Source organism: Pragia fontium (assembly GCF_900638655.1).
Classification (GTDB): domain Bacteria; phylum Pseudomonadota; class Gammaproteobacteria; order Enterobacterales; family Enterobacteriaceae; genus Pragia; species Pragia fontium.
Genome location: NZ_LR134531.1, coordinates 432,999 through 457,733, shown reverse-complemented (window position 1 = coordinate 457,733; position 24,735 = coordinate 432,999). Strand labels below are relative to the sequence as shown.

The window sequence follows — 24,735 nt, the reverse complement described above, 5'->3', positions numbered from 1 at the left end:
ATTTTATCCTTTAGCAGAAAGTGTTGCTTCTACAATTCTCATTGCTTCCGCCGTTTCTTTTACGTCATGCACACGAATGATTTGTGCCCCCTGCATAGCTGCAATAATGGCACAAGCAACGCTGCCAATCACTCGCTGATCGGGAGAAACATTCAACAGCTGCCCTATCATCGCTTTTCTCGACATGCCAACCAATAGCGGCAGTCCAAAATGGTGAAACTCTGACAAATGGGCCAATAGTTGATAATTATGCTTCAGATCCTTACCAAAACCGAAGCCAGGATCGAGTAATATTTTATTTTTATCCATCCCCGCATTAACGCAGCGGGCAATATGTTCGCTAAAAAAGGCATCTACCTCGGCCACAACATCATGATACTTTGGCTCATGCTGCATGGTTCTTGGCATACCCTGCATATGCATCAGGCATACCGGCAAACCGGTTTCTATAGCAGCATCCAAAGCACCAGGCTCCTGCAACGCGCGAATGTCATTAATTAAATGCACGCCAACCCGATGAGATTCTCTCATAACCTCGGGTTTATATGTATCAATTGACACCCAGACTTCAAAATTTTTTGCTATTGCTTCCGCAACCGGTATCACCCGTTCCAGTTCTTCATCAAGCGGTACTTCCGCTGCCCCCGGACGCGTCGATTCGCCACCGATATCGATGATCGTTGCGCCAGCCTGAATCATCTCGTTCGCATGCCGCAGCGCATTATCTATCTGGCGGAAGCGCCCCCCGTCAGAAAAAGAATCAGGCGTTACGTTTAGGATCCCCATCACCTGTGGGTAAGCCAAATCTAACGTTAACCCCTTACTCTCTAACTTCATGATGAATTCCTTAATCCTTAAATAACAACGGGGCTACAGGCCCCTATCTGTCGATGAATATCAAAACACCGATTGACCTCTGTCGGTAACGAACCTATCCCGAATAAGGCAAAAGACAATAACACAATCGGCTGACTCACCAAAACCACACCACCTTTTGACAGTGCAAAAATAGCATAAAAAAAGCTCCCCATCAGGAGAGCTTTTTATCAAATCAATATTGGCAACCCATCACCAACCTTTAAACCGCGACTTATACCGCAGGTTTATCGCTTGGCTCATCGGTTTGATTGAACTCTGGCGCCTTTGGTTCTTCAGGCTTAGCCGGAGACTGAGCATTACCCGCCGGTGGCTTGGTTCCACCACTTTGCGCTTCATCCCAACCCGCAGGAGGACGAACTTCGCGGCGAGCCATCAGATCATCGATTTGCGGTGCATCAATGGTTTCATACTTCATCAATGCATCTTTCATCGAATGCAAGATATCCATATTATCTTCCAGAATCTGTCTTGCACGCTGATAGTTGTGCTCAATCAGAAACTTCACTTCCTGGTCAATAATACGCGCAGTTTCATCAGACATATGTTTGGTTTTCGAAACCGAACGGCCCAAGAAGACTTCACCCTCTTCTTCAGCGTACAGTAACGGACCTAACTTCTCTGAAAAGCCCCACTGAGTCACCATGTTGCGAGCAATAGAGGTCGCAACTTTAATATCGTTAGATGCGCCGGTAGACACTTTAGCCGGACCATAAATCAGCTCTTCCGCTAAACGGCCGCCATACAGCGTTGAAATACGGCTTTCCAGCTTCTGACGGTTTTCACTAATCGCATCACCTTCAGGTAAGAAGAAGGTCACGCCTAGCGCACGGCCGCGTGGAATAATCGTGACTTTATGAACCGGGTCATGTTCAGGTACCAAACGACCAATGATCGCATGTCCTGCTTCGTGATAGGCGGTAGACTCTTTCTGTTCTTCCGTCATCACCAGAGAACGACGCTCTGCACCCATCATAATCTTGTCTTTGGCCTTTTCGAACTCAACCATTGACACCACACGCTTATTGGTACGCGCAGCAAATAAAGCGGCTTCGTTCACCAAGTTGGCTAAATCAGCACCGGAGAACCCTGGGGTACCACGAGCAATCACTGATTCATCAACATCTGGCGATACCGGTACACGACGCATATGCACTTTCAGGATCTGTGCACGGCCGCGAACGTCTGGTAAACCAACCACCACCTGACGGTCAAAACGACCCGGACGAAGTAATGCAGGGTCCAGAACGTCTGGACGGTTAGTTGCAGCAATAACGATAACGCCTTCATTGCCTTCAAAACCATCCATCTCAACCAGCATTTGGTTTAGCGTTTGTTCACGTTCATCATGACCACCGCCTAAACCAGCGCCACGCTGACGGCCTACCGCATCGATTTCATCGATAAAGATGATGCACGGTGCAGCTTTCTTGGCCTGTTCAAACATATCTCGGACACGGGATGCACCCACACCGACAAACATTTCAACGAAATCAGAACCAGAAATAGTGAAGAATGGCACTTTGGCTTCGCCAGCAATCGCTTTTGCCAGCAACGTTTTACCAGTACCAGGTGGCCCCACCATCAGAATGCCTTTTGGAATCTTACCGCCCAATTTCTGGAAACGGCTCGGATCACGTAGGAATTCAACCAATTCGCTAACGTCTTCTTTTGCTTCATCACAACCAGCAACATCAGCAAACGTGGTTTTAATCTGTTCTTCGGTCAACATGCGCGCTTTGCTTTTACCAAACGACATCGCACCTTTACCGCCGCCGCCTTGCATCTGACGCATGAAGAAAATCCAAACGCCAATCAGCAACAACATTGGGAACCAGGAGATAAACACCTGCTGCAAGAAGCCAGGCTGCTCTGGTGGTTCACCAACGGTTTTCACGTTATTTTTCAACAGCAGGCTCAGCAGTAGCGGATCCTCTGTTGGCATATAGGTAGTATGAGCCGCATTATCCGGCTGCGTTTTATACTGAATTTCGCGTCCACTAATCCGAGCTTCACTGACCTGATTATTACTAACCTGCGTCATGAACGTCGAATAATCTATTCGACGGCCGCCTGAATCGCTAGGCCCGAAACTCTGAAATACAGTCATTAGCACAACAGCAATGACTAACCAGAGAATTAGGTTCTTCGCCATATCACTCAAGGAATTAACCTCATATTACAATGGTGTTAACAATACGCGTTAGGGTACTATAGTTTGCGCCCAGTCGCTACAATGTATACTTCACGTGAACGAGCTCGTGAAGCATCAGGTTTACGAATCTTTACTTTATTAAACATGGAGCGAATTTCGCGTAAATACTCATCGAACCCCTCCCCTTGAAAGACCTTAACCAAAAAACTCCCGCCTGGCGCTAAAACATCTCGAGACATTTCTAACGCCAATTCAACCAGATACATCGCCTTAGGAATATCAACGGCAGGAGTACCACTCATATTCGGCGCCATATCAGACATCACAACCTGAACTTTACTATCACCTACGCGTTCCAATAAAGTCTTCAGTACCATCTCATCACGAAAATCGCCTTGAAGGAAATCAACTCCAGCGATTGGATCCATAGGTAAAATATCACATGCAATTACTCTACCTTTGTTACCAATTTGTGTCACAACATATTGTGACCACCCGCCAGGAGCAGCCCCTAAGTCAACAATCGTCATGCCCGGTTTAAACAGTTTGTCTGTCTGCTGTATTTCATCTAGTTTAAACCATGCGCGGGAACGTAGCCCTTTTTTCTGCGCTTGTTGCACATATTTGTCGTTAAAGTGTTCTTGTAACCAGCGCGTCGAACTGGCCGAACGCTTTTTATTACCCATGCGGTATTCCAACCATATACTTATATTCGCTGCACACCAAATTTGGTGATAACTCACAGATGGCGGTAGAATACACCGTTTTCAACCCCCAACCCCAAACTGACGTAAAGAAAATGAATTTATCTAACAAGCAAAAACAGCACCTTAAAGGCCTGGCACACCCATTAAAACCGGTTGTGATGGTCGGTGCAAGCGGTCTCACCGAAGGCGTTCTCGCTGAAATTGAACATGCCATAGCACATCATGAGCTGATCAAAGTGAAGATATCAACGGAAGATCGTGAAACCAAACAACTGATTGCTGACGCGATCGTTCGTGAAACTGGCGCTAATAACGTGCAGATGATCGGTAGTATTTTAGTTCTTTATCGAGCAAGTAAAGATAAAAAAATTAGCCTGCCACGCTAAGTTTGATGAAAAAAGGTGATAATTGTCGCCTTTTTTCATTTCTTTACACTCGATTAAATAACCAGCACATCCATAACCGATAACTGATTAAAGATATTCGACGTTCAGAATTTCGAATTCGATATCACCGCCCGGTGCTTTGATCACTACGACATCATCCGCTTCTTTACCAATTAGGCCACGAGCCATCGGTGAATTCACCGAGATCAGATTCTGTTTAAAATCAGCTTCATCATCGCCAACAATACGGTAAGTAACTTCTTCTTCAGTATCCAGATTCATCACTTTAACCGTTGCGCCAAAAATAACCCGACCAGTATAGGGCATCTTCGTCACATCAATAACCTGAGCGTTAGACAGCTTTGCTTCTATCTCCTGAATTCGGCCTTCACAAAACCCCTGCTGCTCACGAGCGGCATGATATTCTGCGTTCTCTTTCAGATCGCCATGGGCACGGGCCTCAGCGATATCAGCAATAATCTTCGGCCGACGAACGCCTTTTAAGTGGTCAAGCTCTTCACGTAATCGTTCAGCACCCAGTAACGTCATTGGAATTTGTCGCATAACTCTCTTCCCTCTCAAATCGCTTATTATTTTGAAATCATTGGCGATTGATAAAATAATTAACGGCAGCTGTAACCATCGCCACCGCTTTACAAGCAAAAAACGCCCGACCCGATATAACTTCATCAGGTCAAACTAGATGTTATAGATAATGGCTATTTTACCTTAGACTTCCATCGGGGTCATCGTTTAGTTTTATGGCATAACTATACCAAGATTATCATATGCTAATCTTGGTATAAATTAGCCGCTTAAATAGTGGTACACTTTTGCACAACTAAACCTTTACCCCTTCGTGCGCAAGGCTGCATAACGCCTATACCGCAATGGTGTCGGGTAATCATTATTTCTTTTATGCAGGTAGGCAGGTAACCAATCATTATGCGTTTATTGAAAGTTTTCAGCGGCATCGCAGGCACTTTGATCGTCAGTGCACATGCAGCACCTGTTGAGCAATACACTCAGTTACTCCCTGAAGGCGCAAACCTCTCATTAATGGTACAAAAAGTCGGGTCACCAACACCGTCAATTGATTACCATGGGAAACAATTAACCCTGCCAGCCAGTACTCAAAAGGTGGTCACCGCCCTGGCCGCGCTGTTACAGCTTGGCCCAGATTATCGTTTCACTACCACCCTTGAAAGCCATGCTCCCGTCAGTAATGGGGTGCTCAACGGCGATCTGATTATCCGTTTTACGGGCGATCCAACCTTAAAACGCCAACAGATACGCTCAATGGTTCAATCCCTGAAACAACAAAATATCCGTAAAGTGTCAGGCAGTCTGGTTATTGATACTTCAGCATTTGCCAGTCACGATAAAGCGCCAGGCTGGTCATGGAACGATATGACCCAATGCTTTAGCGCCCCACCATCCGCTGCCATTATTGATAAAAACTGTTTTACCGTTGCCTTACAAACGTCAAAAAGTGAAGGTGATACGGCGACAGTACAAGTTGCCTCTTATTATCCGGTACAGGTTATCAGTCAGGTTCGCTCTTACCCCAGAAACTCGCCTAATGCTCGCTTCTGTGAGTTTGATGTCGTCGCTGAGGAAAACCAGCGCTACACGCTAACGGGCTGTTTAACCCAGCAAGATAAGCCCATTACACTGGCTTTTGCCATTCAGGATGGTGCCGATTACGCCAGCAAAATAGTGAAGAGTGAACTCCAACAGGCGGGTATTCAAACTGGCGCAATTCGTTATCAAACCAATAAAAATAACCCGGCTAAAGTGCTGGCGCAGACTCAGTCAGCACCACTCCATGACCTGTTAACGGTGATGCTAAAAAGCTCGGACAATATGATTGCAGATACCGTGTTTCGCACACTTGGTAGTAAGCAATATAACGTACCGGGTACATGGCGTTCAGGATCGACGGCAGTCCGCCAAATTCTTCGCCAACAGGCGGGAATTGATATTGGCAATACAGTTATTGCCGATGGCTCAGGCTTATCGCGCCACAATCTGATTGCGGCGGATACTATGATGCAAGTCCTGCAATATATCGCTCAACATGATAGCCAGTTGGATTTTATCTCGATGCTGCCTACCGCAGGTCAGGATGGTACGTTACGTTCCCGCAGCGGCTTTAAAGAAGCTAACCTGAGCGGCAAAGTATCAGCCAAAACCGGAGCTCTACAGGGCGTTTATAATCTTGCCGGTTTTATGACTACCGCCAGCGGTGAAAAAGTAGCCTTTGTCCAATTCCTGTCCAGCTACACGATGTCACCAAACGAACGCTCAAGCCGTAAAACCACGTTAGCTAACTTTGAAAGCCAGCTTTATCGCGATCTGTATAACAATAACTAAATCGAATTAACGTCATAACGAAAAAGGCTGCCCAACAGGCAGCCTTTTTTTCATCAAGCAATGACTCAATCAACGACGTTCATATACCGTTTCAACGCCATCTTCATCATCTTCGTCCCAGTCGTCATCCCAGTCTTCATCATCAACTTCATCCGGAGGACTTTCCAATTGAGTACGATGGTAGTCATCCCACATAAACTCAACTTTTTCAGGAGCCGTTTCTTCAAGCTCCTTAATTTTCGGATTTGCATTAAGGAATGCCATCACATCCCAGCAAAGCGCCGTAACGCCTTCACGGTTGGCGGCAGAGATCAGATAGTATTTATCTTCCCAGCCCAGTGCTTCAGCAATAGTTTTAGCTCTGGCTTGTGCCTCTTCCTCATCAACTAAATCCACTTTATTGAAGACTAACCAACGCGGTTTTTCGGCCAGTTTCTCACTGTATTGATGCAGCTCATTAATAATGACATGAGCATTCTCTACCGGATCGGACTCATCAATTGGCGCAATATCGATAAGGTGCAACAGTACCCGACAACGCTCAAGATGTTTAAGGAAACGAATACCCAAGCCCGCGCCATCAGAAGCCCCTTCGATCAGGCCAGGAATATCCGCCACCACAAAACTCTGTTCACTATCCATACGTACCACACCAAGGCTAGGTACTAAGGTCGTAAACGGATAGTCAGCCACTTTTGGCTTTGCAGCAGACACCGCGCGGATAAACGTTGATTTACCGGCATTCGGTAACCCCAGCATCCCAACATCGGCTAACAACAGCAACTCCAGCAATAGCTCACGCTTATCGCCCGGCGTACCATTAGTTTTCTGACGTGGCGTACGGTTGATTGATGATTTAAAGCGTAGGTTACCCAATCCGTGGAAACCACCTTTCCCGACCATCAACTTCTGACCGTGCTTGGTCAAGTCACCCAGCACTTCCCCGGTTCCCTGATCCATAATACGGGTACCAACCGGAACTTTAATGGTGATATCCTGCCCTCTGCGACCGGTACAAGCCTTACTTTGGCCATTCTGACCGCGTTCTGCACGAAACGATTTCTCAAAACGGTAATCAATTAACGTGTTGAGGTTTTCATCAGCGATCATGAACACGTCACCGCCGTCACCACCATCGCCGCCGTCAGGACCACCTTTAGGTATATATTTCTCGCGGCGGAAGCTTACACAACCATTACCGCCGTCGCCTGCTTCAACGCGAATGACTGCTTCATCGACGAATTTCATTCACTGTCTCCGTAATTTTATCTGTCCGGTTACCCATATGACTTAACATCAATTTATCCCATCATCTATAGCCCATTACCGGCTCTGACCTACAATGTCATATTGCGTCAGGGATATTGATAAAATGTTATTTAAGGGGTAAGCCGGGTGTTTTCTCTGCCCGCCGGGGAAATAATCTATGTCCCGCTGCGGAAAACATGGCGCCAATCACTACGATAAATGCGCCGCTATATCCAAGTATATTCAGCACTGTCATGGAGAATACATCCGGCCATATCAATGCTAATAAGTCAGAAAATAATAAAGTAAATAGTGGCGTTAAAGTAATCAACGCGCTGACCTGAGCCACCTGCCAACGCGCCATTGCCTCGCCTAAGGCACCGTATGCCACCAAGGTATTTAAGCCACAGAATGCCAGGCAAGCCAACTGCCAGGTATTCAGTTTAAATATTTCACCGGGGGTAGCCATTGGCGTGACGAAGATTGTACTTAATACATAGAGTAAAAATAAAATCTGAGAGGCTGATAATCTACGCTGTAACACTTTTTGCGCCACCCCGTAGCATACCCATACTAAAGAAGCACAAACCCCCAACAGCACGCCTAAAGTATAATCAGTCAAGCGAGTGAAAATCTCGACCAGATTAGTATTAAAGAAGAATACCAACCCCAATATCAGCATAACTGCGCCAATAATTTGGGTAATACGCATGCTTTCTTTAAGAATAATCACACTGGCAAACAACATGCCCATTGGGGAAAGTTGCCCAATAACCTGAGAAGCCGTCGGCGACAAATACTGTAATGCCGAACTGAAAAGAACAAAGTTCGCTGCTAATCCAAGTGCTGCAATAATCAATATCAGAAACCAGCGAGGACGCCTGAACAGCGTTAACCGTGGTAGCTTTCCCTGAAGAGCCAAAACAATGCCTAGCCCAATCGCTGAGATACTAAAACGGTACCACACCAAAGTATAAGGCGTCATAACCGGAAGCAGCTGTTTCATAGCAATAGGTACTGCCCCCCACAACACGGCGGTTATCAGGGCAAACGTAACGCCTAATGCCATACTTTGCTTAACTTGCGACATTTATTCCCAGCGGCTCCGAAACAGCTTAATAATAACTCACTTTCACCATCATCATTCGCGTCAGTAAGTCCAATATCAGCCAATAAAGTAGCATACTTTGAAAACAAAAAGCCCCGCAATGATCATTGCGGGGCCTTAACATCTATTGAGGCTCGAAAAATTATTCAGCTACGATGCTAATAAATTTACGATTTTTCGGACCTTTTACTTCAAATTTGACTTTACCGTCAACTAAAGCAAACAGAGTGTGATCGCGACCGCAACCTACGTTGGTGCCCGCATGGAATTTAGTTCCACGTTGACGAACCAGAATGTTGCCAGCCAGAATTGATTCACCGCCAAAACGTTTTACGCCCAGACGTTTACTCTCAGAATCGCGGCCATTTCGTGTGGAACCGCCAGCCTTTTTATGTGCCATTTATCCGCTCTCCTATACCTTAAGCGCTGATACCAGTGATTTTAACATCAGTAAACCACTGACGGTGGCCCTGCTGCTTACGGTAATGTTTACGACGACGGAACTTAACGATTTTAACTTTATCGCCACGACCGTGCGCCACAACTTCTGCTTTGATTTTGCTGCCGTCTACAAATGGAACGCCGATTTTAACGTCATCACCATTAGCAACCATCATCACCTGATCAAACTCAATAGTCTCACCAGTTGCGATGTCCAGCTTTTCCAAGCGAACAGTTTGACCTTCGCTTACTCGGTGTTGTTTACCACCACTTTGGAAAACCGCGTACATATTAACTCCGCATTTCCGCACACTCACTTCCAGCCAATTTAATGTGTATTAGAGTGCGCTATAAAATATTCATAATAGGGCGCGAATTCTACGCAAAAATCTTACCGTTGACAAGCTCAGAATATGATAAGAATGAGAAGAAAATAATTAAGCACATTTTATGGCGTTCATCTATGCTCATTTTCAAGTACAATCATCCGGCCCCAGCGTTCATTTTACTGCGCTAGAGGATGGCTCCCAATATCAAAATGATAATATTATAATTGACGCTATGAACATTGAAAAAATCACGCAGTTAGCAGAAAAGGACATGGCTGCGGTTAACGCCGCAATACTGGCCCAGTTAGATTCCGATGTAGTGCTTATCAATCAGTTAGGACACTACATTATTAGTGGTGGAGGTAAACGTATACGCCCCATGATTGCGGTACTTGCTGCCCGAGCGCTGAATTATCAGGGCGAGGGGCATATTACCTCCGCAGCGCTGATCGAATTTATTCATACCGCAACCCTATTACATGATGACGTTGTGGATGAGTCCGATCTGCGCAGAGGAAAAGCCACCGCCAACGCGACATTTGGCAATGCTGCCAGCGTACTGGTCGGTGATTTTATCTATACCCGATCTTTCCAAATGATGACCAGTCTGGGATCCCTTGAGATTCTGAAGTTGATGTCTTCAGCAACCAATGTGATTGCTGAGGGAGAGGTTATGCAGTTAATGAACTGTAACGATCCGGATATCACTGAAGAAAACTACATGCAGGTCATCTACAGCAAAACTGCCCGCCTTTTTGAAGCCGCCGCCCAAACGTCTGCCATACTGGCCGATGCGACGCCTGAACAAGAGAAAGCGTTGCAGGACTATGGCCGCTATATTGGTACCGCCTTCCAGCTTATTGATGATTTGTTGGATTACAGCGCGGACGGAGCCAAATTAGGTAAAAATTTAGGCGATGACTTAAACGAAGGTAAACCGACATTGCCACTGCTGCATGCCATGCACAATGGAACGCCAGAACGTTCTGCGCAAATTCGTCAGGCTATTGAGCAAGGTAATGGACGCCATCTGTTGGAAAGCGTGTTAGATACCATGAATCAGTGTGGTTCTCTGGTTTATACCCAGCAGCGGGCGGAAGAAGAAGCAGGCAAGGCCATCTCTGCCTTATCTTGTTTGCCTGACACGCCTTATAGGACGGCGCTAGAATCATTAGCGCGTCTTTCAGTACACCGCAATACCTAGGTCATACCAAATCGGGCCAACTATTGGCCCGTTTTTGTAGGCCGATCAAAACGACTTTTCAGTCGCTACTCTCTTCACTATCGTCTGACGACCCGTTTACTTTGGCCATTAACCCAGCCACACCATGCCTCAGTAGCAAGGAAATCAGCTGTTCACGCTCTTTCTGAGTCAATTGATTATAAGCACTCATCCAGATAGTTAGGGGTTCATTAACCTGAGCACTATACTTAGCGCCCTCTTCCTGTAGCCGTAAAGCTAACTGCACCTTTTCAGGAATACTCTCGATATGGTATTCCACCGCTTTGCCTTGGACACCAACGCGTTTACGGTATTGCCAGCTTTCACGTTTAGCTCTTTGACTGATACCCTGAACGGTTGTCGGTAGCCCAGCAACGCCCACTAACTCTTTTGTTGCAAACCATTCTTTTTTCATAAGCCTATCCGTTATAAGCGTGCGGACATTTAGCAAACATCTGCAGGCTCAGGCGATTTGGCAAGCATATCGACTTTTTCCATTAGCCCTGAAATACCATGGCGGACAATGAGGGAAACAATGCGCTCACGCTCTCCCGGCGTTAATTGATTATATGCAGTAACCCAGATAGAAAAAGGATCGTTCACCATGGCGCTATATTTCGCCCCTTCTTCATGGGTGCGCAATACCAACCTAACTTTGTCCGGAATGCTATCGATATGATATTCAAGCGCCTTTCCCTGAACGCCTGTGCGCTTACGACTTTTCCACTGCTCTCGTCGTGCTTTTTGATTGATTCCCTGAATGGTTGAAGGCAATCCGGCAATTCCCGTTAATTCATTTGTTGAAAACCATTCTTTTTTCATAAAACACCATCCCTTTCGCTCACGATTCCTGCCGGTTTCCGCCACTCAAAGTGTTTCTTAAAAAACAGATTAGATATTTCAATCAGAGTCGCATACCCAGTTTATAATGAATAAAGTAAATATGTTCAGTAACCAGTTTATGTTAGTTGATTGAATAAAAAAATACCTAACTAAATCACTTACCCTGTCTGAAAAGACAGGGTAAGTGATTGTATACATGCATCTTATGCGTTGGGATATTAAGGAGAATCGCCATGTATATGGCTATAAATAGCAATATATCCACCTGAAAGGCAATACTTTGGATACAAAAAACAAGCCGATTTTATATAAAAAGAACCTATCTTTTATTGAAATAAAAAATGGAATATCAAATAAAAAGAAATTAAAAAGTAAAAAGCAATATAAATAAAAACCTTTCAAATCAAATCAAATCAATAAAAACATTCATTGCCATCAATAGAAATAAATCATTTGAAATTTATTTGGAAATTTGTTGATATAAAGTTTACAAAAAAACAGAAAATGACTTTATCAAATAAAAATATTTTGCAAATTTCTATTCATAAATTGCCTTCTGACCCATCGACACCAATAGGAGATCGTTAATGATTCCAAGGAAAGAAAATTGGCATTCCGCTGATATTATTGCCGCCCTGCGTAAACGAGGTACAACCTTGGCAGCCCTGTCGCGCCAGTCAGGTTTAAGTTCATCTACCTTAGCAAATGCGCTCGTTCGTCCATGGCCAAAAGGAGAATGGTTAATCGCTGATGCACTGGAAAAACACCCTTCTGAAATATGGCCCAGTCGGTACTATGACCCTATTACTCATCAATTGCGAGCCAACCGCCAAAGAAAAGAAAGATAGACTTTCCCACAATAAAAACCGCTATCGGAAATGCCTCCGATAGCGGTCAGTTAACGCGTTATTAAGAAATTAACCCTGAATAAACTTCTCACCCAGTTCAATGTCTTTATGCAGTACATCGAGCATAGAATCTAACGCATTTTGTTCAAATGCACTCAAGTTGCCAATATCTTTTCTGGCTTCAATACCATTCTTACCCAGCAAGAGTGGTTGAGCAAAGAAACGGGCATATTTACCATCACCTTCAACATAGGCGCATTCCACAACATCTTTTTCGCCCTGTAGAGCGCGTACCAGCGATAAACCAAAGCGTGCAGCCGCCTGTCCCATTGAAAGCGTTGCAGATCCACCACCCGCTTTTGCTTCAACAACTTCAGTACCTGCATTTTGGATACGTTTGGTTAATGATTCAATTTCACTCTCGGTAAAGCTCACGCCTGGAATTTGCGACAGCAAAGGTAAAATGGTTACCCCTGAGTGTCCGCCAATAACGGCAACGTTCATATCCTGAGGCTGCTTACCTTTTAAAGCCGCCACAAAAGTATTGGAGCGAATAATATCCAGCGTCGTGACCCCGAAGAGCTTATTCTTATCGTATACACCCGCTTTTTTCAGCACTTCAGCAGCGATAGCAACCGTGGTATTGACCGGATTGGTAATAATACCGATACAGGCTTTTGGACATACTGCAGCAACCTGCTCAATCAGATTACGAACAATCCCGGCATTGATATTAAATAAATCGGAACGATCCATACCTGGTTTACGAGCAACCCCGGCAGAAATAAGAACGATATCGGCTCCCTGCAGTGCTGGTTTGGCGTCCTCACCGCTGAAACCCGTTACTTTAACCGCGGTAGGGATATGACTTAAATCAACCGCAACCCCCGGAGTAACCGGTGCAATATCATAGAGAGCGAGTTCGGAATTTGCTGGCAATTGCGTTTTCAGCAATAAGGCTAGAGCCTGACCAATGCCACCGGCTGCGCCTAGAACTGTAATCTTCATTCATTACTCCTTTATTGTTGATGCCTTTCTTGATGCGTAATTAAAAAATCACCTGAAGCTTAGAGTATCGTGACTATAATCACCAATTGTTAAATTTAAGATTGAGATATGCTGCAAAGAATAAACAATTAAAAACTTTTTGGTCATAAAAACCGTAATTAAAAACTTTTTGGTCGTGCAAACTACAAATTTGAAACAATTTGTTCACAAAATTCAAAGTTAAATAAAGAATTTTGAGTCCTAGCGAATTTTTATTCATAATAAGGATATTGTTATCCAACTATCAGCGGTGCAAGATGCGACATCCAACAAAACAAGATGATTTGGTTAAGGCGTTCAAAGCGCTGTTAAAAGAAGAAAAACTCAGTTCTCAGGGAGAAATTGTTCAAGCCCTGCAGGATGAAGGCTTTGAAAATATCAATCAATCAAAAATATCTCGAATGCTGACTAAGTTTGGTGCTGTGCGTATCCGCAATGCCAAAATGGAGATGGTATATTGCCTGCCAACCGAATTAGGCGTTCCGACAGCAACCAGTCCACTGAAAAACCTGATTCTGGATGTAGATTATAACGATGCATTAGTCGTTATCCATACCAGTCCCGGTGCAGCGCAATTATTAGCCCGTCTGCTTGACTCTATGGGTAAATCTGAAGGCATTCTCGGCACTATTGCGGGCGACGATACCATATTTACCACACCGGCCAGAGGCTTCAGCGTAGAGCAGCTTTATCACGCCATTCTCGATCTGTTCGAGCAAGAATTGTAGTCGGATGAAAAGGCCCTGAGTCTGCCAAAGGCCTTGAAGCAAAGCCGTTTCATAATGAAACGGCTGACAAGCCTCGTTAAATCAGTCGCAAGTGTTACCGCGACTTTTATCACAGAAACTGTTTTTGCTTTAGCCCTGCCAGTAATTTCTCGTGAATACCGCCGAAACCACCGTTACTCATCACCAGAATGTTGTCACCTGGCTGAGCGCTATTCACAATCATATTCACCAGCGCATCCAAATCTCCAGACCAGTGCGCCGGTTGGATACAGGCGTCAGTGATATCTGAAACTTGCCATGGCAAGTTGGCAGGCTGCAAGATAAACACTTCATCGGCGCGACCAAATGCCGGAGCCAATTCATCTTTGCTAATACCCATTTTCATGGTGTTCGAGCGAGGCTCCAACACCGCAAGAATGCGAGCGGTGCCGCCAACTTTACTTCTCAGCGCGGTTAACGTGGCTAAAATAGCCGTCGGATGGTGAGCAAAATCATCATAAACAGTGACGCCATTCACCTCACCACGTAATTCCAGACGACGGCGAGCATTGATAAATTCATCCAATGCTCCGCAAGCATCCTGTGGTTGAACACCAACGTGACGGGCAGCGGCAACGGCCATCAAACCGTTATGCATGTTATGCTCGCCGATCAGTGACCAGTTCACTTCACCGACCACTTCACCATTCAATAACACCTGATAATGGCTGGCATCCGGCGTGAGCTTATTGGTTGACCATTGTTGACCTTCGCCGCTCATTTCAAGCTCGCTCCAGCATCCCATTCCGATAACGTGTCTTAAATTCAGATCGTTCTCCGGCAGAATAATCTTGCCCTGCCCCGGAACTAAGCGCACTAAATGATGGAACTGCTTTTGAATCGCTCGCAGATCTTCAAAAATATCCGCATGATCAAATTCCAGATTATTCAACACCAGCGTTCGAGGACAGTAATGGACAAATTTAGAACGCTTATCAAAGAACGCACTATCATATTCATCAGCCTCAATCACAAAGAATGGGCTATCTCCTAAGCGAGCAGACACATCAAAATTACCGGGTACGCCACCAATCACGAAGCCCGGCTTATAGCCACAATGTTCGAGGATCCAGGCCGTCATGCCTGCGGTCGTCGTTTTACCATGCGTACCCGCAATGGCAATCACCCAGCGATCGCGCAATACATTGTCATGCAGCCACTGAGGACCAGAAATATAAGGAATACCATCTTCCAGCACCGCTTCAACACAAGGATTACCGCGCCCCATGGCATTACCAATGATCACTAAGTCAGGACGTGGATTCAGCTGTGATGGCTCATAGCCCTGAATCAGGTCAATCCCTTGTTGTTCTAATAGGGTACTCATCGGCGGATAAACATTGGCGTCTGAGCCAGTAACCTGATGTCCTAGAGCACGGGCCAGCATCGCAATACCGCCCATAAACGTGCCGCAAATACCAAGAATATGAATATGCATTATATTTCCAGTTTATTGGTGTATCGAGTTAGCTCTCATTCTAACGCCTTAGACAAGCTATAAGAAGGGGAATAACCTATCAATTTGCTTAACCTTTAGTTAAAATTTACTACAATAAAATATCGATGGCATATGACTGCCATTTTTTCTTCAGCCGACTAGGAATTGTTCATGAAAACGTTAGGCGAATTTATCGTCGAGAAGCAACAAGACTTCCCCCATGCTACTGGTGAACTGACTTCACTGCTCTCTGCGATTAAACTAGGCGCTAAAATCATCCACCGCGATATTAACAAAGCGGGTTTGGTTGATATTCTTGGAACAAATGGCGTTTCAAACATACAGGGCGAAGTTCAAATGAAGCTCGATCTGTATGCGAATGAAAAGCTTAAAGCCGCGTTGAAAGCCCGTGGAGAAGTCGCCGGAATTGCCTCAGAAGAGGAAGATGACATTGTTATCTTTGAAGGCGAACGTTCAACAAACGCAAAATACGTTGTATTAATGGATCCGCTGGATGGTTCCTCTAACATTGATGTAAACGTTTCTGTAGGAACTATTTTCTCCATTTATCATCGTATTACACCGATTGGTCAGCCAATCACCGAAGCAGATTTCCTGCAACCGGGGAATCGTCAGGTTGCCGCAGGTTATGTCGTTTATGGTTCTTCAACCATGTTAGTGTATACCACCGGTGCTGGCGTACATGCCTTTACTTATGATTCATCTATCGGCGTTTTCTGCCTGTCTCATGAGAAAGTTCGCTTCCCGGCAACGGGGAATATGTATTCCATTAACGAAGGTAATTACATCAAATTCCCACAGGGCGTTAAGAAATACCTGAAATATTGTCAGGAGCAGGATGAAGCCACCAGCCGCCCTTATACTTCAAGATATATCGGTTCTCTGGTCGCGGACTTCCACCGTAACCTGCTAAAAGGCGGCATTTACCTTTATCCAAGCACTGCATCACATCCAAAAGGCAAACTGCGCTTATTGTATGAGTGCAATCCAATGGCCTTCCTGGCAGAACAAGCAGGCGGTCGCGCCAGTGATGGATTCCGACGGATCCTTGATATCATTCCTGAAGAACTCCACCAGCGGATGCCGCTGTTTATCGGTACCGAATCAATGGTAAAAGATGCCGAACGCTTTATGCATAACTATCCGGATGCGTAACATCTCCCGGGGTTAGTCTCAAAATCATAAATTAAGGGCAGATATTTTCTGCCTTTTTTATTGCCTAAACTACAGCGAACATGCGTAAGCTAACAAAATAAAAACATTAGCAACCAAATTATTTTACATTCAAGATGAAGTAAAATATCGTGACGCTATAAAGATAAGATCGGTAGATAAGAGGGCTTATATGCCAGAACATCTTCAGCTGTTAGATTTGGCTATCATCGGTGTTGGTCTGACGTTTGCCTATATTATCTTCGGTATTACTGGATTTGGTACCGCACTGATTGCCAGCCCGCTTTTAGCATTTTTCATTCCCGTCGATAAAATCGTTCCGCTGCTGGCGCTGCTTGACTGTTCTGCTGCCATCACTAATGTTTTAAGAGATCGAAAGAATGCGGTAATCAGTGAAGTAAAACGGCTGGTACCGTTAATGATACTTGGTAGTTTGTTAGGTGCTGCCGTTTTGCTGTATACCAATCCGGATAGCTTGCTTATCTATCTGGCTATATTTGTTATTGCTTATGCGATTTATTCGCTCAGCGGTTTCAAACCAACCGCCCAATACACGACCAAAGCCTCTGTGCCCTTTGGATTTATTGGTGGTATTTTCAGCGCACTCTTTGGCAGCGGTGGTTTTATTTATGCCATTTATTTGTCTGGCCGAATTCCGGATAAAAACAGTATTCGCGTTACCCAAAGTACCTTAATCGGACTTAGCACGTTTACTCGTATCGTTATCTTCTTTGTCGCCGGTGTTTATAGCGACTGGTCATTCCTAACCATGGCGCTGGCTTTATTCCCGGCAATGATTCTCGGTGTATTTATTGGCCGTCGGATTACGATTAAGCTGTCCCGAGAAAACTTCCTGAAAATCATCAACGTTGTTATTCTACTCTCAGGTATAGCCTTGCTTATTCGGGCACTGGTTTAACCATTACGCCTATCCATCGGTAAATTGATTATTGTTTACATTTTTAAAACATTTATAATGGATTCAATTTACAATTATCAGAGATATTGGCCATGAACAATATTATCCACAAAAGCGTTGTGGCATTCATTTTCATATGTGCCTTATCCGGTATCGGTGGCGTGATTTTAGCCGGTTTGATTATCTATACTCGCTCCGTTTCCTGAGTTCATTTCCCCACTATCGGTAAAACTTTCCGCTGGTTAGCTTTGCCGTATCAGCAATAATCTGCGAATTACGTCAAAAATTGAAGATTCATGCCCAGAGTCGGCTATAATAGGCGACAATTCTAACCCAACTTTATTTGATCAAAAGGAAATAGAGATGAGCCTTAATTTAGTACCGGCAGGTAAAGACCTACCAGAAGATATCTACGTTGTTATTGAAATTCCAGCCAATGCCGACCCAATCAAATACGAAGTAGACAAAGAGACCGGTGCTATTTTCGTTGACCGTTTTATGTCAACCGCTATGTTCTATCCATGTAACTATGGCTATATCAACCACACCCTGTCTTTAGATGGCGACCCGGTTGACGTTTTAGTCCCAACCCCTTATCCGTTAGTACCAGGTTCCGTCATTCGCTGCCGTCCGGTTGGCGTATTAAAAATGACCGACGAATCTGGTGAAGATGCGAAGCTGGTGGCGGTTCCTCATACTAAACTAAGTAAAGAATACGACCATATCAAAGACGTCAATGACTTGCCTGAACTGCTACGTGCACAAATCACTCACTTCTTTGAACACTACAAAGATTTAGAGAAAGGCAAATGGGTTAAAGTTGACGGTTGGGATAATGCTGCTGCCGCTAAAGCCGAAATTCTGTCTTCTTTCGAGCGCGCTAAACAAGCAAAATAATTTTGTGGTTCCACAAAAAAGAGCACGTAAATACGTGCTCTTTTCTTTTTGGGGTGATCATAGGTCAGATATCTGACCTATCCCTCATTTTTTCGATGAACCCAATCGCCGCTGTCAATACGCTTTAAACCTTCAACAGAGTGCAAATAAAGATACATCCATGCACTGCCATAAGGCGTTTGTACCAGCTCGCGTCGGTAGTCTCGCGTATCGTTCTTCAATTCATCCAATTCTGCCAGAATAGAAGAATCAATCCGATAAACTTCACAATCGATTTCACCCTCGCCTTTAATCACCGCTGGATAATGCCCTAAATCATAAAGCTCATAGCCTGAGATACGATACTCCCCAAGCCATTGGGCATTAGTCATCCAGTGACTGTTTCCCTGCCCCCGACGTAAACTACCATAAACAATAATTCGCATAATCAAAACTCAAACTGATAGAGCACATCCAGTGCCTGATCGATGCCAGACACAGCCTCCAGATACAGCCTTGGCATCAGTCTATAACGTAGCGTTAATGTCGCCAGTGAATCAAATATTCCAACGCCATACTTGACCTGTAAACCCGGCATAATATAACCACTCACAACTACGGAAGAACTGTCACCAACTCCTTGTGTATCCAATGATAAATTTTTGACGCCAAACGCTTCGCCAATCTGACCAACCAGCTTACCACTTTTCGCTACGCCTAGCCCTACCAACATTGAGGTCATCATATCACTATCACCGCCGCTACTGTCTAGCCCCTGCCCTCTAAGCAGATAGGAGAGAGCCTGTTGCTGTGACATCGCAGGGTCAGAGAAAATTTCCACCTTAGGCTCACTAGCCAACCCGGTGACCCGAACACCTGCGGTAACGCTATCTTCTGTCGCATCAGGATTACGAATAGCTTCAAGATTCAACATCGGCTGATCTGGCGGCCCTGCAAATTGAATCATGCCTTTCTTAATGACCAGATCTTGTCCATAAGCCCTAAACTGGCCACTTGGAATATTCACCTGACCGTTTAACCCTAAACCTTTCTTATCCTGAACAACTTTGAGATCGCCCTGTAAACGCGCTTTCAGACCAAATGCCTTAATAGATACATTGTTACCAATGCTCACCACCAAGTTACTATTAATGGCAATAGGTGTGGATTTGGTTTCAACCGGGCGCAGATTACGATCCAGCATGACTTCATCAGAAGAAATACCGGTAGCGCTTTCCGGCACCTCTTCAACAGAAATTCTGGCCCACGGAATACCCACCGAACCATTTAACGTCAATAATTGCGGCGTAGCATCAAAAACAATATCAGGAGAAACATCCAGCATCACTGTCGGAGGCATAGAAATGCGAATTCGGTCGCCTTTTGCGGTAATTTTGGCCCGCCAGGCATCAATGTGACGCCAGTCAGCATTGCCTCCCAAGGTCAAAGAACCTTTTTCTGTCTGAATTAAACCGTTAAGTTCGGAGCTAGTCCCGTTAAAGTTAAGCGCCAGACGGCTGTCTTTCACAACTAGCGGCACCCACTGCGTATTCAGCTGCAATTTTTCCAGCGCCAGCGATCCGGTTATTCTTGGGCTTTGTGCATTACCACCCAAGCGTAGGTTAGCATTCAGCATACCATCCGCTTTCTCATTCCCCTCCAGAGCAGGCTTCAGCAGCGCCAACGATATGGCATCAATCTGCACATTGCCGGACAGGTTACGACTCCCCTGCGGATCGCTGACTTGAACATTACCGTTAAAACTACCGTTATTAGCTATTTTCATCAGCCAATTAAGCTGCGCCCGATTACCATTCATATTGGCATCCAGCGTGAGTTTGTCTAACGCAATAGGTAGTGCTCGGCCATCAATCATCTGTGTAACAGCGACGCCATTACCATTAAGAGCCACCTTAGCCTGAGGCAAACCGCCTCCAGCCTTCCAACTGACATCAGCCTTACCAGTGAAGATGCCCTGAGCCTTGGTTTCCTTACCTAGCATTGGTGCCAACATGGCCAGATCAAACCGATTAAGAACCAGACTCGCCTGACCGCTTGGACCTACTTCAATCGTTTTTGGTACGCAAAGTTCCGCATTCGGATTACGCCAGCAGTGTGACCCAATACTGATAGTTTGTTGGGCATTGCGATAGTCTAATGCAATATCCCGAGAAATCTGCCACTCGCCAACTGGGGTATTGAATCGAGTATTGGTGAGTGCCCCTTTCCAACGCTCATGGGTTCGGTCAAAGCTACCGTTTAATGCCAGCTGTCCCGAAACCGGTTTACCATTGATATTCAAATTGAGGTGATGCTTACCTTCATTTCCTTCTGCTTCCAGACTCAGCAGGCTGATGTTTAAATCCCCTTGCGTTAAATCACTCACTTTTAGTGCCAGCGAGCCTTTCACCTGATTGGCAGAAGTGATATCGCTGTTAAGCACTACTTTCGCGATCTTTAAGTCTTGCCATCCCAAACCATTGGCATTTAGGTCAGCTAATAACTGTGGTGACTTGGCGTCGCCCCTCAGTTTAATGGTGCCTTTCGCTACGCCGCTTAACCCCGGCAACATACCGGTTAACTTAGGCGCATCAATATTGGCATCCAATATCCATTTATTGGCTAAATTACCCTTAACATCAATCGTATTCGGACCCAAGGCCAGATTCACCCCAGGAATAACCCATTGTCCAGAATCATTACCCTTGAGCGCCCCGGTAGCCGATAGCCGATTTTGCTTAACCTGGCCGTTGAGATCGATCTCTGGAACGTTCAACTGCCAGCTTCCACCGTTTAAGCTTCCTTTGGTGGTCACTTTACCGTTCAACTTAGCGGGCCATTCAGGCCACTGTTTGGCGGTATTAATGCCATCAATAGTTAACAGCGAACGCCAACTAATGGCATGGCTCCAATCAACCACACCACTGAGTTCCGCTTTCCCTTGCAAAGCACTGAGGCGTAATCGGGAAAGATTGAACTGTTGTACGTTGCCTTTCCCATCGACCAATAAGCTGGCAGGAGGAATATCGGTTCCTTCAACCGCAGAACGTAACGACAATGAATAGTCGGTCGCACGACCATCCAATTTCAGGCGAGTATCATTCACTCGATAATCACTTTTGCCCGTAAAAGGCCACTGTACCCGCTTGCTCTCCAGCGTCAGCGATAACGGTAATCCTGCGCTAGCCAAATTAGTTTCAGCCTTTAGCTGAGCGCCAACCGGCCCTGAAGCATTCACATCCAGCGTCAAACGGCCGACCACATCACCAGCCACTAATAATTTAACCTTCTCCCCTTTCAAAGAGGGATCGTTTACCGTCGCGTTCAAGGTTAAATTAACCGGCCAGTTCCCGCTTAATGAGGCGTCGCCCGTTAACGCGGCAATACCTTCTGGCGCATTAACCTTTAGTGACTGAATCTGAATATGAGAATCTTTGGTGGCTGCCTGTAGCTCCAAACGATTTATCTGGATCGGCGCCGCGCCAGTTAAACGCAGATCTTCACCAATCAGACTGGGTAAATTGAAATCCATGGGTAAATGGACTTCCGGTAGTGATGCCAACAGCGGTTTATCAAACAACGCTGCTAACATTTCCCCGGTCGTTTCTTGTTGGGATGGCTTAGCAACCGGTGGTTGCTGTACCTCGGTGGATTGCGGTAACACCACCAATAGCTGGCGAATATTGGTCGGCTGTATATTGATTTCACGCTGCTGCCAACTGGCCGCGGTACGGAATTCATTTAGCGTAATGGCGATATCATCAACGGTGACGTTAACATTATTCAGGCGCAGCAGACTCAGCTCAATCGGGTACGGTGTACGAATATCGGTAACCGGCTCAGAAGGTGGCTCTTCTACCACCGCAGACGCAGGAATCTGGGCGGTATCAATCTTGACATCGACATCCTTAGCCGTCACCGCATTAACGCAAATTTTACCCTCGGGAATACAGGTAAAATTAATCGAAAGATGAAACTCTTCCACCCCAACATCAATACCTGGCATAGCATAATTTACTTTCGATAGCGTTAAATCACGCCATCCACCTTCAACACGACCAATCTGTAGGCCTGATACTACGCGAGGGAGGTTATTAAGCACTAAATGCAGGCCGGTTTGAGTCCCCAACAGCAGCGCCAGTGCGCCCGTTAGCAAAACAATCAGCAGCAGCAGGCCAATGATAACGCGCTTTATCCATTTTTTTATCTTCATAGCTCTGGCCCTAATCCGATATAAAACTGCATACCGTGCTCATCTTTATCACCAATTGGTGCCGCAATATCAAACTTGATCGGTCCAATGGGTGAAGCCCAGCGTACACCAACCCCAGCACCTTTTTTAAAGGTATAATCATCCAGTTTATTAACTGCATCTCCCCCATCAGCAAATGCCGCAGCCCACCAATTACCGCTCACATTATATTGATACTCCAGTGAGCCAGTAGCCAGTTTGGATGCCCCTGTCAGTTTGTCATCGCTGTCTTTGGGTGAAATCGATTTATATTTGTAACCTCGAATGCTACGGTCGCCACCGGCAAAGAAACGCAGTGATGGAGGCACCTTCGTAAATTCGCCGGTCTCAATCCAGCCAAGGTTTCCTCTGGCAATAAAGCGATGCTTATCCCCCAGAGAGCGAATCCAAACGTTCTGAGCTTGAACAACGGCAAAGTTAACGTCTGAGCCCCAGGTTGTATCAGAAACATCCAGAGAGTAACTTTGACTATCGCCCCACATTGGCATTAGTCCTCCCCTTTGGCGGGTCCGATTTAGGTTAACGCCAGGATAGAGCAACATGGTGGTATTGGTGACAGAACCTTGGGTAAAGTTATCCAAACTCCAGCGCAAATTCACTGAACGCTGCCAGCCGCTAGCGGTGTCCCAATAACGGGCAACGTTAAACGTTCCTGAGCTGGATTGAGTATCGTTGTGGTCTTCGTGTTTATAACCGGATTGTAATAAATAATATTGTTCCAGCGGGCTTTTTAGCAACGGGATTTTATAGCTGAAATCAAGGCTTTGTTCCGGTGCCGACAGGTTAATACTGGATTCAAAGCTGTGGCCTCGATCGTTTATCCATGGCTTCTTCCAGTTCGCTTTTACCCGAGGACCAATATCGGTGGAATAACCACCACCAAGTTCAATGGCATTCTGACTTCTTGGCGACAAAACACCTTCCAACGGCAGTAGTTTATCGCCATAAACACCGTTAAAATCTGGCGAGACAACCACGCTGTTAAACCAGTTGGTTGAGGAAAGTCGACGGTTTAATTCAGACAGTTGAGCTGAGGTGTAATATTCACCTTCTTTAAAAGGCACCAGATTCTGTAAGTAGTCATCACGAATTTGAGAATGCGCAAACGTCACTTTGCCAAAGCGATAGCGTTCGCCACTGTCAAAATCGATATCCCAGAACGCCTGATGTAAATCCGCCGCCACGCCTAACTGACTTTTTTCAAGATTGGCATCAAAATAACCCCGACGAATAGCCAGCCCGGTCAATGCGCTTTTAAAATTATCATAAGCTCCATGATCGAGAATGGTGCCTTTTGCCGGCACATCGGTTTTTAATAGACTAATATATCTTTCATCGTCTTTGCCCTGCCCGGTAATACTGATATGAGTTTCCTCAATACGCACCGGTTCCCCTTTGATAACGGTTGCGGTCAATACCGGCTTTAAAGCAAAGGCTGGCTGGCTAACATCGAATTGAATCTCTGGATTATAATATCCTTTGGCTCGCAATCCTTTACGGATAGTTTCATCAACCTGTTTGGTAAAACGGGGAGTATTAGCAATTTCATTTTCTGGTATTGTTGAGAGCAATGCATGAACATTTTGTTCTAAATCACCACTTAGTCCTTTCACCTCCAGGCTCAAATCAGCCGTCCGGGCTGATGAAACTACTAACATAAACGGTAGTAGCAAAGGGAACATTCTATATCGTGATCGTGGCAC

Annotated in this window: 23 protein-coding genes; 8 read left to right on the top strand and 15 right to left on the bottom strand. The window is 45.4% G+C overall.

The window, feature by feature from the left end; translation table 11 throughout:
- Positions 1-3 precede the first annotated feature (3 nt).
- The 3 genes from folP to rlmE form a co-directional block, all read right to left on the bottom strand.
- On the bottom strand, positions 4-837 hold the full coding sequence (folP, locus tag EL341_RS01945) for a dihydropteroate synthase (protein WP_074820505.1): 834 nt from the start codon (positions 835-837) through the stop codon (positions 4-6).
- A gap of 253 nt (positions 838-1,090) precedes the next feature.
- Complete coding sequence (ftsH, locus tag EL341_RS01940) at positions 1,091-2,986, bottom strand: ATP-dependent zinc metalloprotease FtsH (protein ID WP_373876079.1); 1,896 nt, start codon at positions 2,984-2,986, stop codon at positions 1,091-1,093.
- Between the two features lie 101 nt (positions 2,987-3,087).
- Positions 3,088-3,717, bottom strand: coding sequence for a 23S rRNA (uridine(2552)-2'-O)-methyltransferase RlmE (rlmE, locus tag EL341_RS01935; RefSeq protein WP_047779812.1), 630 nt, complete (start codon positions 3,715-3,717; stop codon positions 3,088-3,090).
- 113 nt (positions 3,718-3,830) lie between these two features.
- Here rlmE and yhbY point away from each other — a divergent pair, with 113 nt between their 5' ends.
- Positions 3,831-4,124 (top strand): ribosome assembly RNA-binding protein YhbY, encoded by a 294-nt coding sequence (yhbY, locus tag EL341_RS01930; protein WP_047779811.1) that lies wholly within the window; start codon positions 3,831-3,833, stop codon positions 4,122-4,124.
- 87 nt (positions 4,125-4,211) lie between these two features.
- Here yhbY and greA read toward each other — a convergent pair whose 3' ends face one another.
- A complete protein-coding gene (gene greA, locus EL341_RS01925) occupies positions 4,212-4,688 on the bottom strand; it encodes a transcription elongation factor GreA (protein WP_047779810.1) in 477 nt (158 codons plus the stop codon).
- A gap of 381 nt (positions 4,689-5,069) precedes the next feature.
- Between greA and dacB the strand changes: the two genes are divergently transcribed.
- The gene (gene dacB, locus EL341_RS01920) at positions 5,070-6,500 is read left to right on the top strand and encodes a serine-type D-Ala-D-Ala carboxypeptidase (RefSeq protein WP_126466863.1); all 1,431 of its coding nucleotides are present in this window, start codon (positions 5,070-5,072) and stop codon (positions 6,498-6,500) included.
- 69 nt (positions 6,501-6,569) lie between these two features.
- On the opposite strand, the gene cgtA is transcribed toward dacB, so the two are convergent.
- The 4 genes from cgtA to rplU form a co-directional block, all read right to left on the bottom strand.
- Positions 6,570-7,748 carry an Obg family GTPase CgtA gene (gene cgtA / locus EL341_RS01915; RefSeq protein ID WP_126466861.1) on the bottom strand — a complete coding sequence of 393 codons (1,179 nt, stop codon included), beginning with the start codon at positions 7,746-7,748 and terminating at the stop codon, positions 6,570-6,572.
- Positions 7,749-7,875: 127 nt separating this feature from the next.
- Positions 7,876-8,838 carry a DMT family transporter gene (locus EL341_RS01910; protein ID WP_047779807.1) on the bottom strand — a complete coding sequence of 321 codons (963 nt, stop codon included), beginning with the start codon at positions 8,836-8,838 and terminating at the stop codon, positions 7,876-7,878.
- Between the two features lie 160 nt (positions 8,839-8,998).
- A complete protein-coding gene (gene rpmA, locus EL341_RS01905; protein WP_047779806.1) occupies positions 8,999-9,256 on the bottom strand; it encodes a 50S ribosomal protein L27 in 258 nt (85 codons plus the stop codon).
- A 19-nt stretch (positions 9,257-9,275) separates the two neighbouring features.
- Positions 9,276-9,587, bottom strand: a complete 312-nt coding sequence (gene rplU, locus EL341_RS01900; protein WP_047779805.1) for a 50S ribosomal protein L21 — start codon at positions 9,585-9,587, stop codon at positions 9,276-9,278.
- A gap of 271 nt (positions 9,588-9,858) precedes the next feature.
- On the opposite strand from rplU, the gene ispB reads away from it, so the two are divergent.
- A complete protein-coding gene (gene ispB, locus EL341_RS01895; RefSeq protein ID WP_074820641.1) occupies positions 9,859-10,830 on the top strand; it encodes an octaprenyl diphosphate synthase in 972 nt (323 codons plus the stop codon).
- 58 nt (positions 10,831-10,888) lie between these two features.
- On the opposite strand, the gene EL341_RS01890 is transcribed toward ispB, so the two are convergent.
- Positions 10,889-11,263 carry a DNA-binding protein gene (locus EL341_RS01890; RefSeq protein WP_047779804.1) on the bottom strand — a complete coding sequence of 125 codons (375 nt, stop codon included), beginning with the start codon at positions 11,261-11,263 and terminating at the stop codon, positions 10,889-10,891.
- Positions 11,264-11,292: 29 nt separating this feature from the next.
- On the bottom strand, positions 11,293-11,670 hold the full coding sequence (locus EL341_RS01885; RefSeq protein ID WP_047779803.1) for a DNA-binding protein: 378 nt from the start codon (positions 11,668-11,670) through the stop codon (positions 11,293-11,295).
- Positions 11,671-12,278: 608 nt separating this feature from the next.
- On the opposite strand from EL341_RS01885, the gene EL341_RS01880 reads away from it, so the two are divergent.
- Positions 12,279-12,539, top strand: a complete 261-nt coding sequence (locus tag EL341_RS01880; RefSeq protein WP_047779802.1) for a helix-turn-helix domain-containing protein — start codon at positions 12,279-12,281, stop codon at positions 12,537-12,539.
- Between the two features lie 69 nt (positions 12,540-12,608).
- Here the strand turns inward: EL341_RS01880 and mdh are convergent, their stop codons facing one another.
- Positions 12,609-13,547, bottom strand: coding sequence for a malate dehydrogenase (gene mdh / locus EL341_RS01875; RefSeq protein ID WP_047779801.1), 939 nt, complete (start codon positions 13,545-13,547; stop codon positions 12,609-12,611).
- A 296-nt stretch (positions 13,548-13,843) separates the two neighbouring features.
- On the opposite strand from mdh, the gene argR reads away from it, so the two are divergent.
- The gene (gene argR, locus EL341_RS01870; protein WP_047779800.1) at positions 13,844-14,314 is read left to right on the top strand and encodes a transcriptional regulator ArgR; all 471 of its coding nucleotides are present in this window, start codon (positions 13,844-13,846) and stop codon (positions 14,312-14,314) included.
- Positions 14,315-14,423: 109 nt separating this feature from the next.
- On the opposite strand, the gene mpl is transcribed toward argR, so the two are convergent.
- Positions 14,424-15,791, bottom strand: coding sequence for a UDP-N-acetylmuramate:L-alanyl-gamma-D-glutamyl-meso-diaminopimelate ligase (gene mpl, locus EL341_RS01865; RefSeq protein ID WP_047779799.1), 1,368 nt, complete (start codon positions 15,789-15,791; stop codon positions 14,424-14,426).
- A 171-nt stretch (positions 15,792-15,962) separates the two neighbouring features.
- On the opposite strand from mpl, the gene fbp reads away from it, so the two are divergent.
- The 3 genes from fbp (at position 15,963) to ppa (ending at position 18,801) form a co-directional block, all read left to right on the top strand.
- Entirely contained in the window at positions 15,963-16,967 is a 1,005-nt protein-coding gene (fbp, locus tag EL341_RS01860) for a class 1 fructose-bisphosphatase (protein ID WP_047779798.1), read from the top strand.
- 190 nt (positions 16,968-17,157) lie between these two features.
- Positions 17,158-17,904, top strand: coding sequence for a sulfite exporter TauE/SafE family protein (locus EL341_RS01855; RefSeq protein WP_047779797.1), 747 nt, complete (start codon positions 17,158-17,160; stop codon positions 17,902-17,904).
- 363 nt (positions 17,905-18,267) lie between these two features.
- Positions 18,268-18,801, top strand: a complete 534-nt coding sequence (ppa, locus tag EL341_RS01850) for an inorganic diphosphatase (RefSeq protein WP_047779796.1) — start codon at positions 18,268-18,270, stop codon at positions 18,799-18,801.
- A 77-nt stretch (positions 18,802-18,878) separates the two neighbouring features.
- Here the strand turns inward: ppa and EL341_RS01845 are convergent, their stop codons facing one another.
- Genes EL341_RS01845 through tamA form a run of 3 tightly spaced genes read right to left on the bottom strand, consistent with a single transcriptional unit; the run spans position 18,879 to position 24,714 of the window.
- Entirely contained in the window at positions 18,879-19,226 is a 348-nt protein-coding gene (locus EL341_RS01845; RefSeq protein WP_047779795.1) for a gamma-glutamylcyclotransferase family protein, read from the bottom strand.
- A 2-nt stretch (positions 19,227-19,228) separates the two neighbouring features.
- Complete coding sequence (gene tamB, locus EL341_RS01840; RefSeq protein ID WP_074820514.1) at positions 19,229-22,993, bottom strand: autotransporter assembly complex protein TamB; 3,765 nt, start codon at positions 22,991-22,993, stop codon at positions 19,229-19,231.
- Positions 22,990-24,714 carry an autotransporter assembly complex protein TamA gene (gene tamA / locus EL341_RS01835; protein WP_047779793.1) on the bottom strand — a complete coding sequence of 575 codons (1,725 nt, stop codon included), beginning with the start codon at positions 24,712-24,714 and terminating at the stop codon, positions 22,990-22,992. Before tamA ends, tamB begins: the two co-directional genes overlap by 4 nt.
- Positions 24,715-24,735 lie beyond the last annotated feature (21 nt).

Bases quoted from the DNA above. Each gene is read 5' to 3' on its own strand.
- folP (WP_074820505.1), bottom strand. From the start codon at position 837: ATGAAGTTAGAGAGTAAGGGGTTAACGTTAGATTTGGCTTACCCACAG.
- cgtA (WP_126466861.1), bottom strand. From the start codon at position 7,748: ATGAAATTCGTCGATGAAGCAGTCATTCGCGTTGAAGCAGGCGACGGC.
- ppa (WP_047779796.1), top strand. From the start codon at position 18,268: ATGAGCCTTAATTTAGTACCGGCAGGTAAAGACCTACCAGAAGATATC.
- EL341_RS01885 (WP_047779803.1), bottom strand. From the start codon at position 11,670: ATGAAAAAAGAATGGTTTTCAACAAATGAATTAACGGGAATTGCCGGA.
- ispB (WP_074820641.1), top strand. From the start codon at position 9,859: ATGAACATTGAAAAAATCACGCAGTTAGCAGAAAAGGACATGGCTGCG.
- ftsH (WP_373876079.1), bottom strand. From the start codon at position 2,986: ATGACTGTATTTCAGAGTTTCGGGCCTAGCGATTCAGGCGGCCGTCGA.
- tamB (WP_074820514.1), bottom strand. From the start codon at position 22,993: ATGAAGATAAAAAAATGGATAAAGCGCGTTATCATTGGCCTGCTGCTG.
- mdh (WP_047779801.1), bottom strand. From the start codon at position 13,547: ATGAAGATTACAGTTCTAGGCGCAGCCGGTGGCATTGGTCAGGCTCTA.
- EL341_RS01910 (WP_047779807.1), bottom strand. From the start codon at position 8,838: ATGTCGCAAGTTAAGCAAAGTATGGCATTAGGCGTTACGTTTGCCCTG.
- rlmE (WP_047779812.1), bottom strand. From the start codon at position 3,717: ATGGGTAATAAAAAGCGTTCGGCCAGTTCGACGCGCTGGTTACAAGAA.
- greA (WP_047779810.1), bottom strand. From the start codon at position 4,688: ATGCGACAAATTCCAATGACGTTACTGGGTGCTGAACGATTACGTGAA.
- EL341_RS01890 (WP_047779804.1), bottom strand. From the start codon at position 11,263: ATGAAAAAAGAATGGTTTGCAACAAAAGAGTTAGTGGGCGTTGCTGGG.
- yhbY (WP_047779811.1), top strand. From the start codon at position 3,831: ATGAATTTATCTAACAAGCAAAAACAGCACCTTAAAGGCCTGGCACAC.
- EL341_RS01845 (WP_047779795.1), bottom strand. From the start codon at position 19,226: ATGCGAATTATTGTTTATGGTAGTTTACGTCGGGGGCAGGGAAACAGT.
- dacB (WP_126466863.1), top strand. From the start codon at position 5,070: ATGCGTTTATTGAAAGTTTTCAGCGGCATCGCAGGCACTTTGATCGTC.
- argR (WP_047779800.1), top strand. From the start codon at position 13,844: ATGCGACATCCAACAAAACAAGATGATTTGGTTAAGGCGTTCAAAGCG.
- EL341_RS01855 (WP_047779797.1), top strand. From the start codon at position 17,158: ATGCCAGAACATCTTCAGCTGTTAGATTTGGCTATCATCGGTGTTGGT.
- rpmA (WP_047779806.1), bottom strand. From the start codon at position 9,256: ATGGCACATAAAAAGGCTGGCGGTTCCACACGAAATGGCCGCGATTCT.
- tamA (WP_047779793.1), bottom strand. From the start codon at position 24,714: ATGTTCCCTTTGCTACTACCGTTTATGTTAGTAGTTTCATCAGCCCGG.
- fbp (WP_047779798.1), top strand. From the start codon at position 15,963: ATGAAAACGTTAGGCGAATTTATCGTCGAGAAGCAACAAGACTTCCCC.
- mpl (WP_047779799.1), bottom strand. From the start codon at position 15,791: ATGCATATTCATATTCTTGGTATTTGCGGCACGTTTATGGGCGGTATT.
- rplU (WP_047779805.1), bottom strand. From the start codon at position 9,587: ATGTACGCGGTTTTCCAAAGTGGTGGTAAACAACACCGAGTAAGCGAA.
- EL341_RS01880 (WP_047779802.1), top strand. From the start codon at position 12,279: ATGATTCCAAGGAAAGAAAATTGGCATTCCGCTGATATTATTGCCGCC.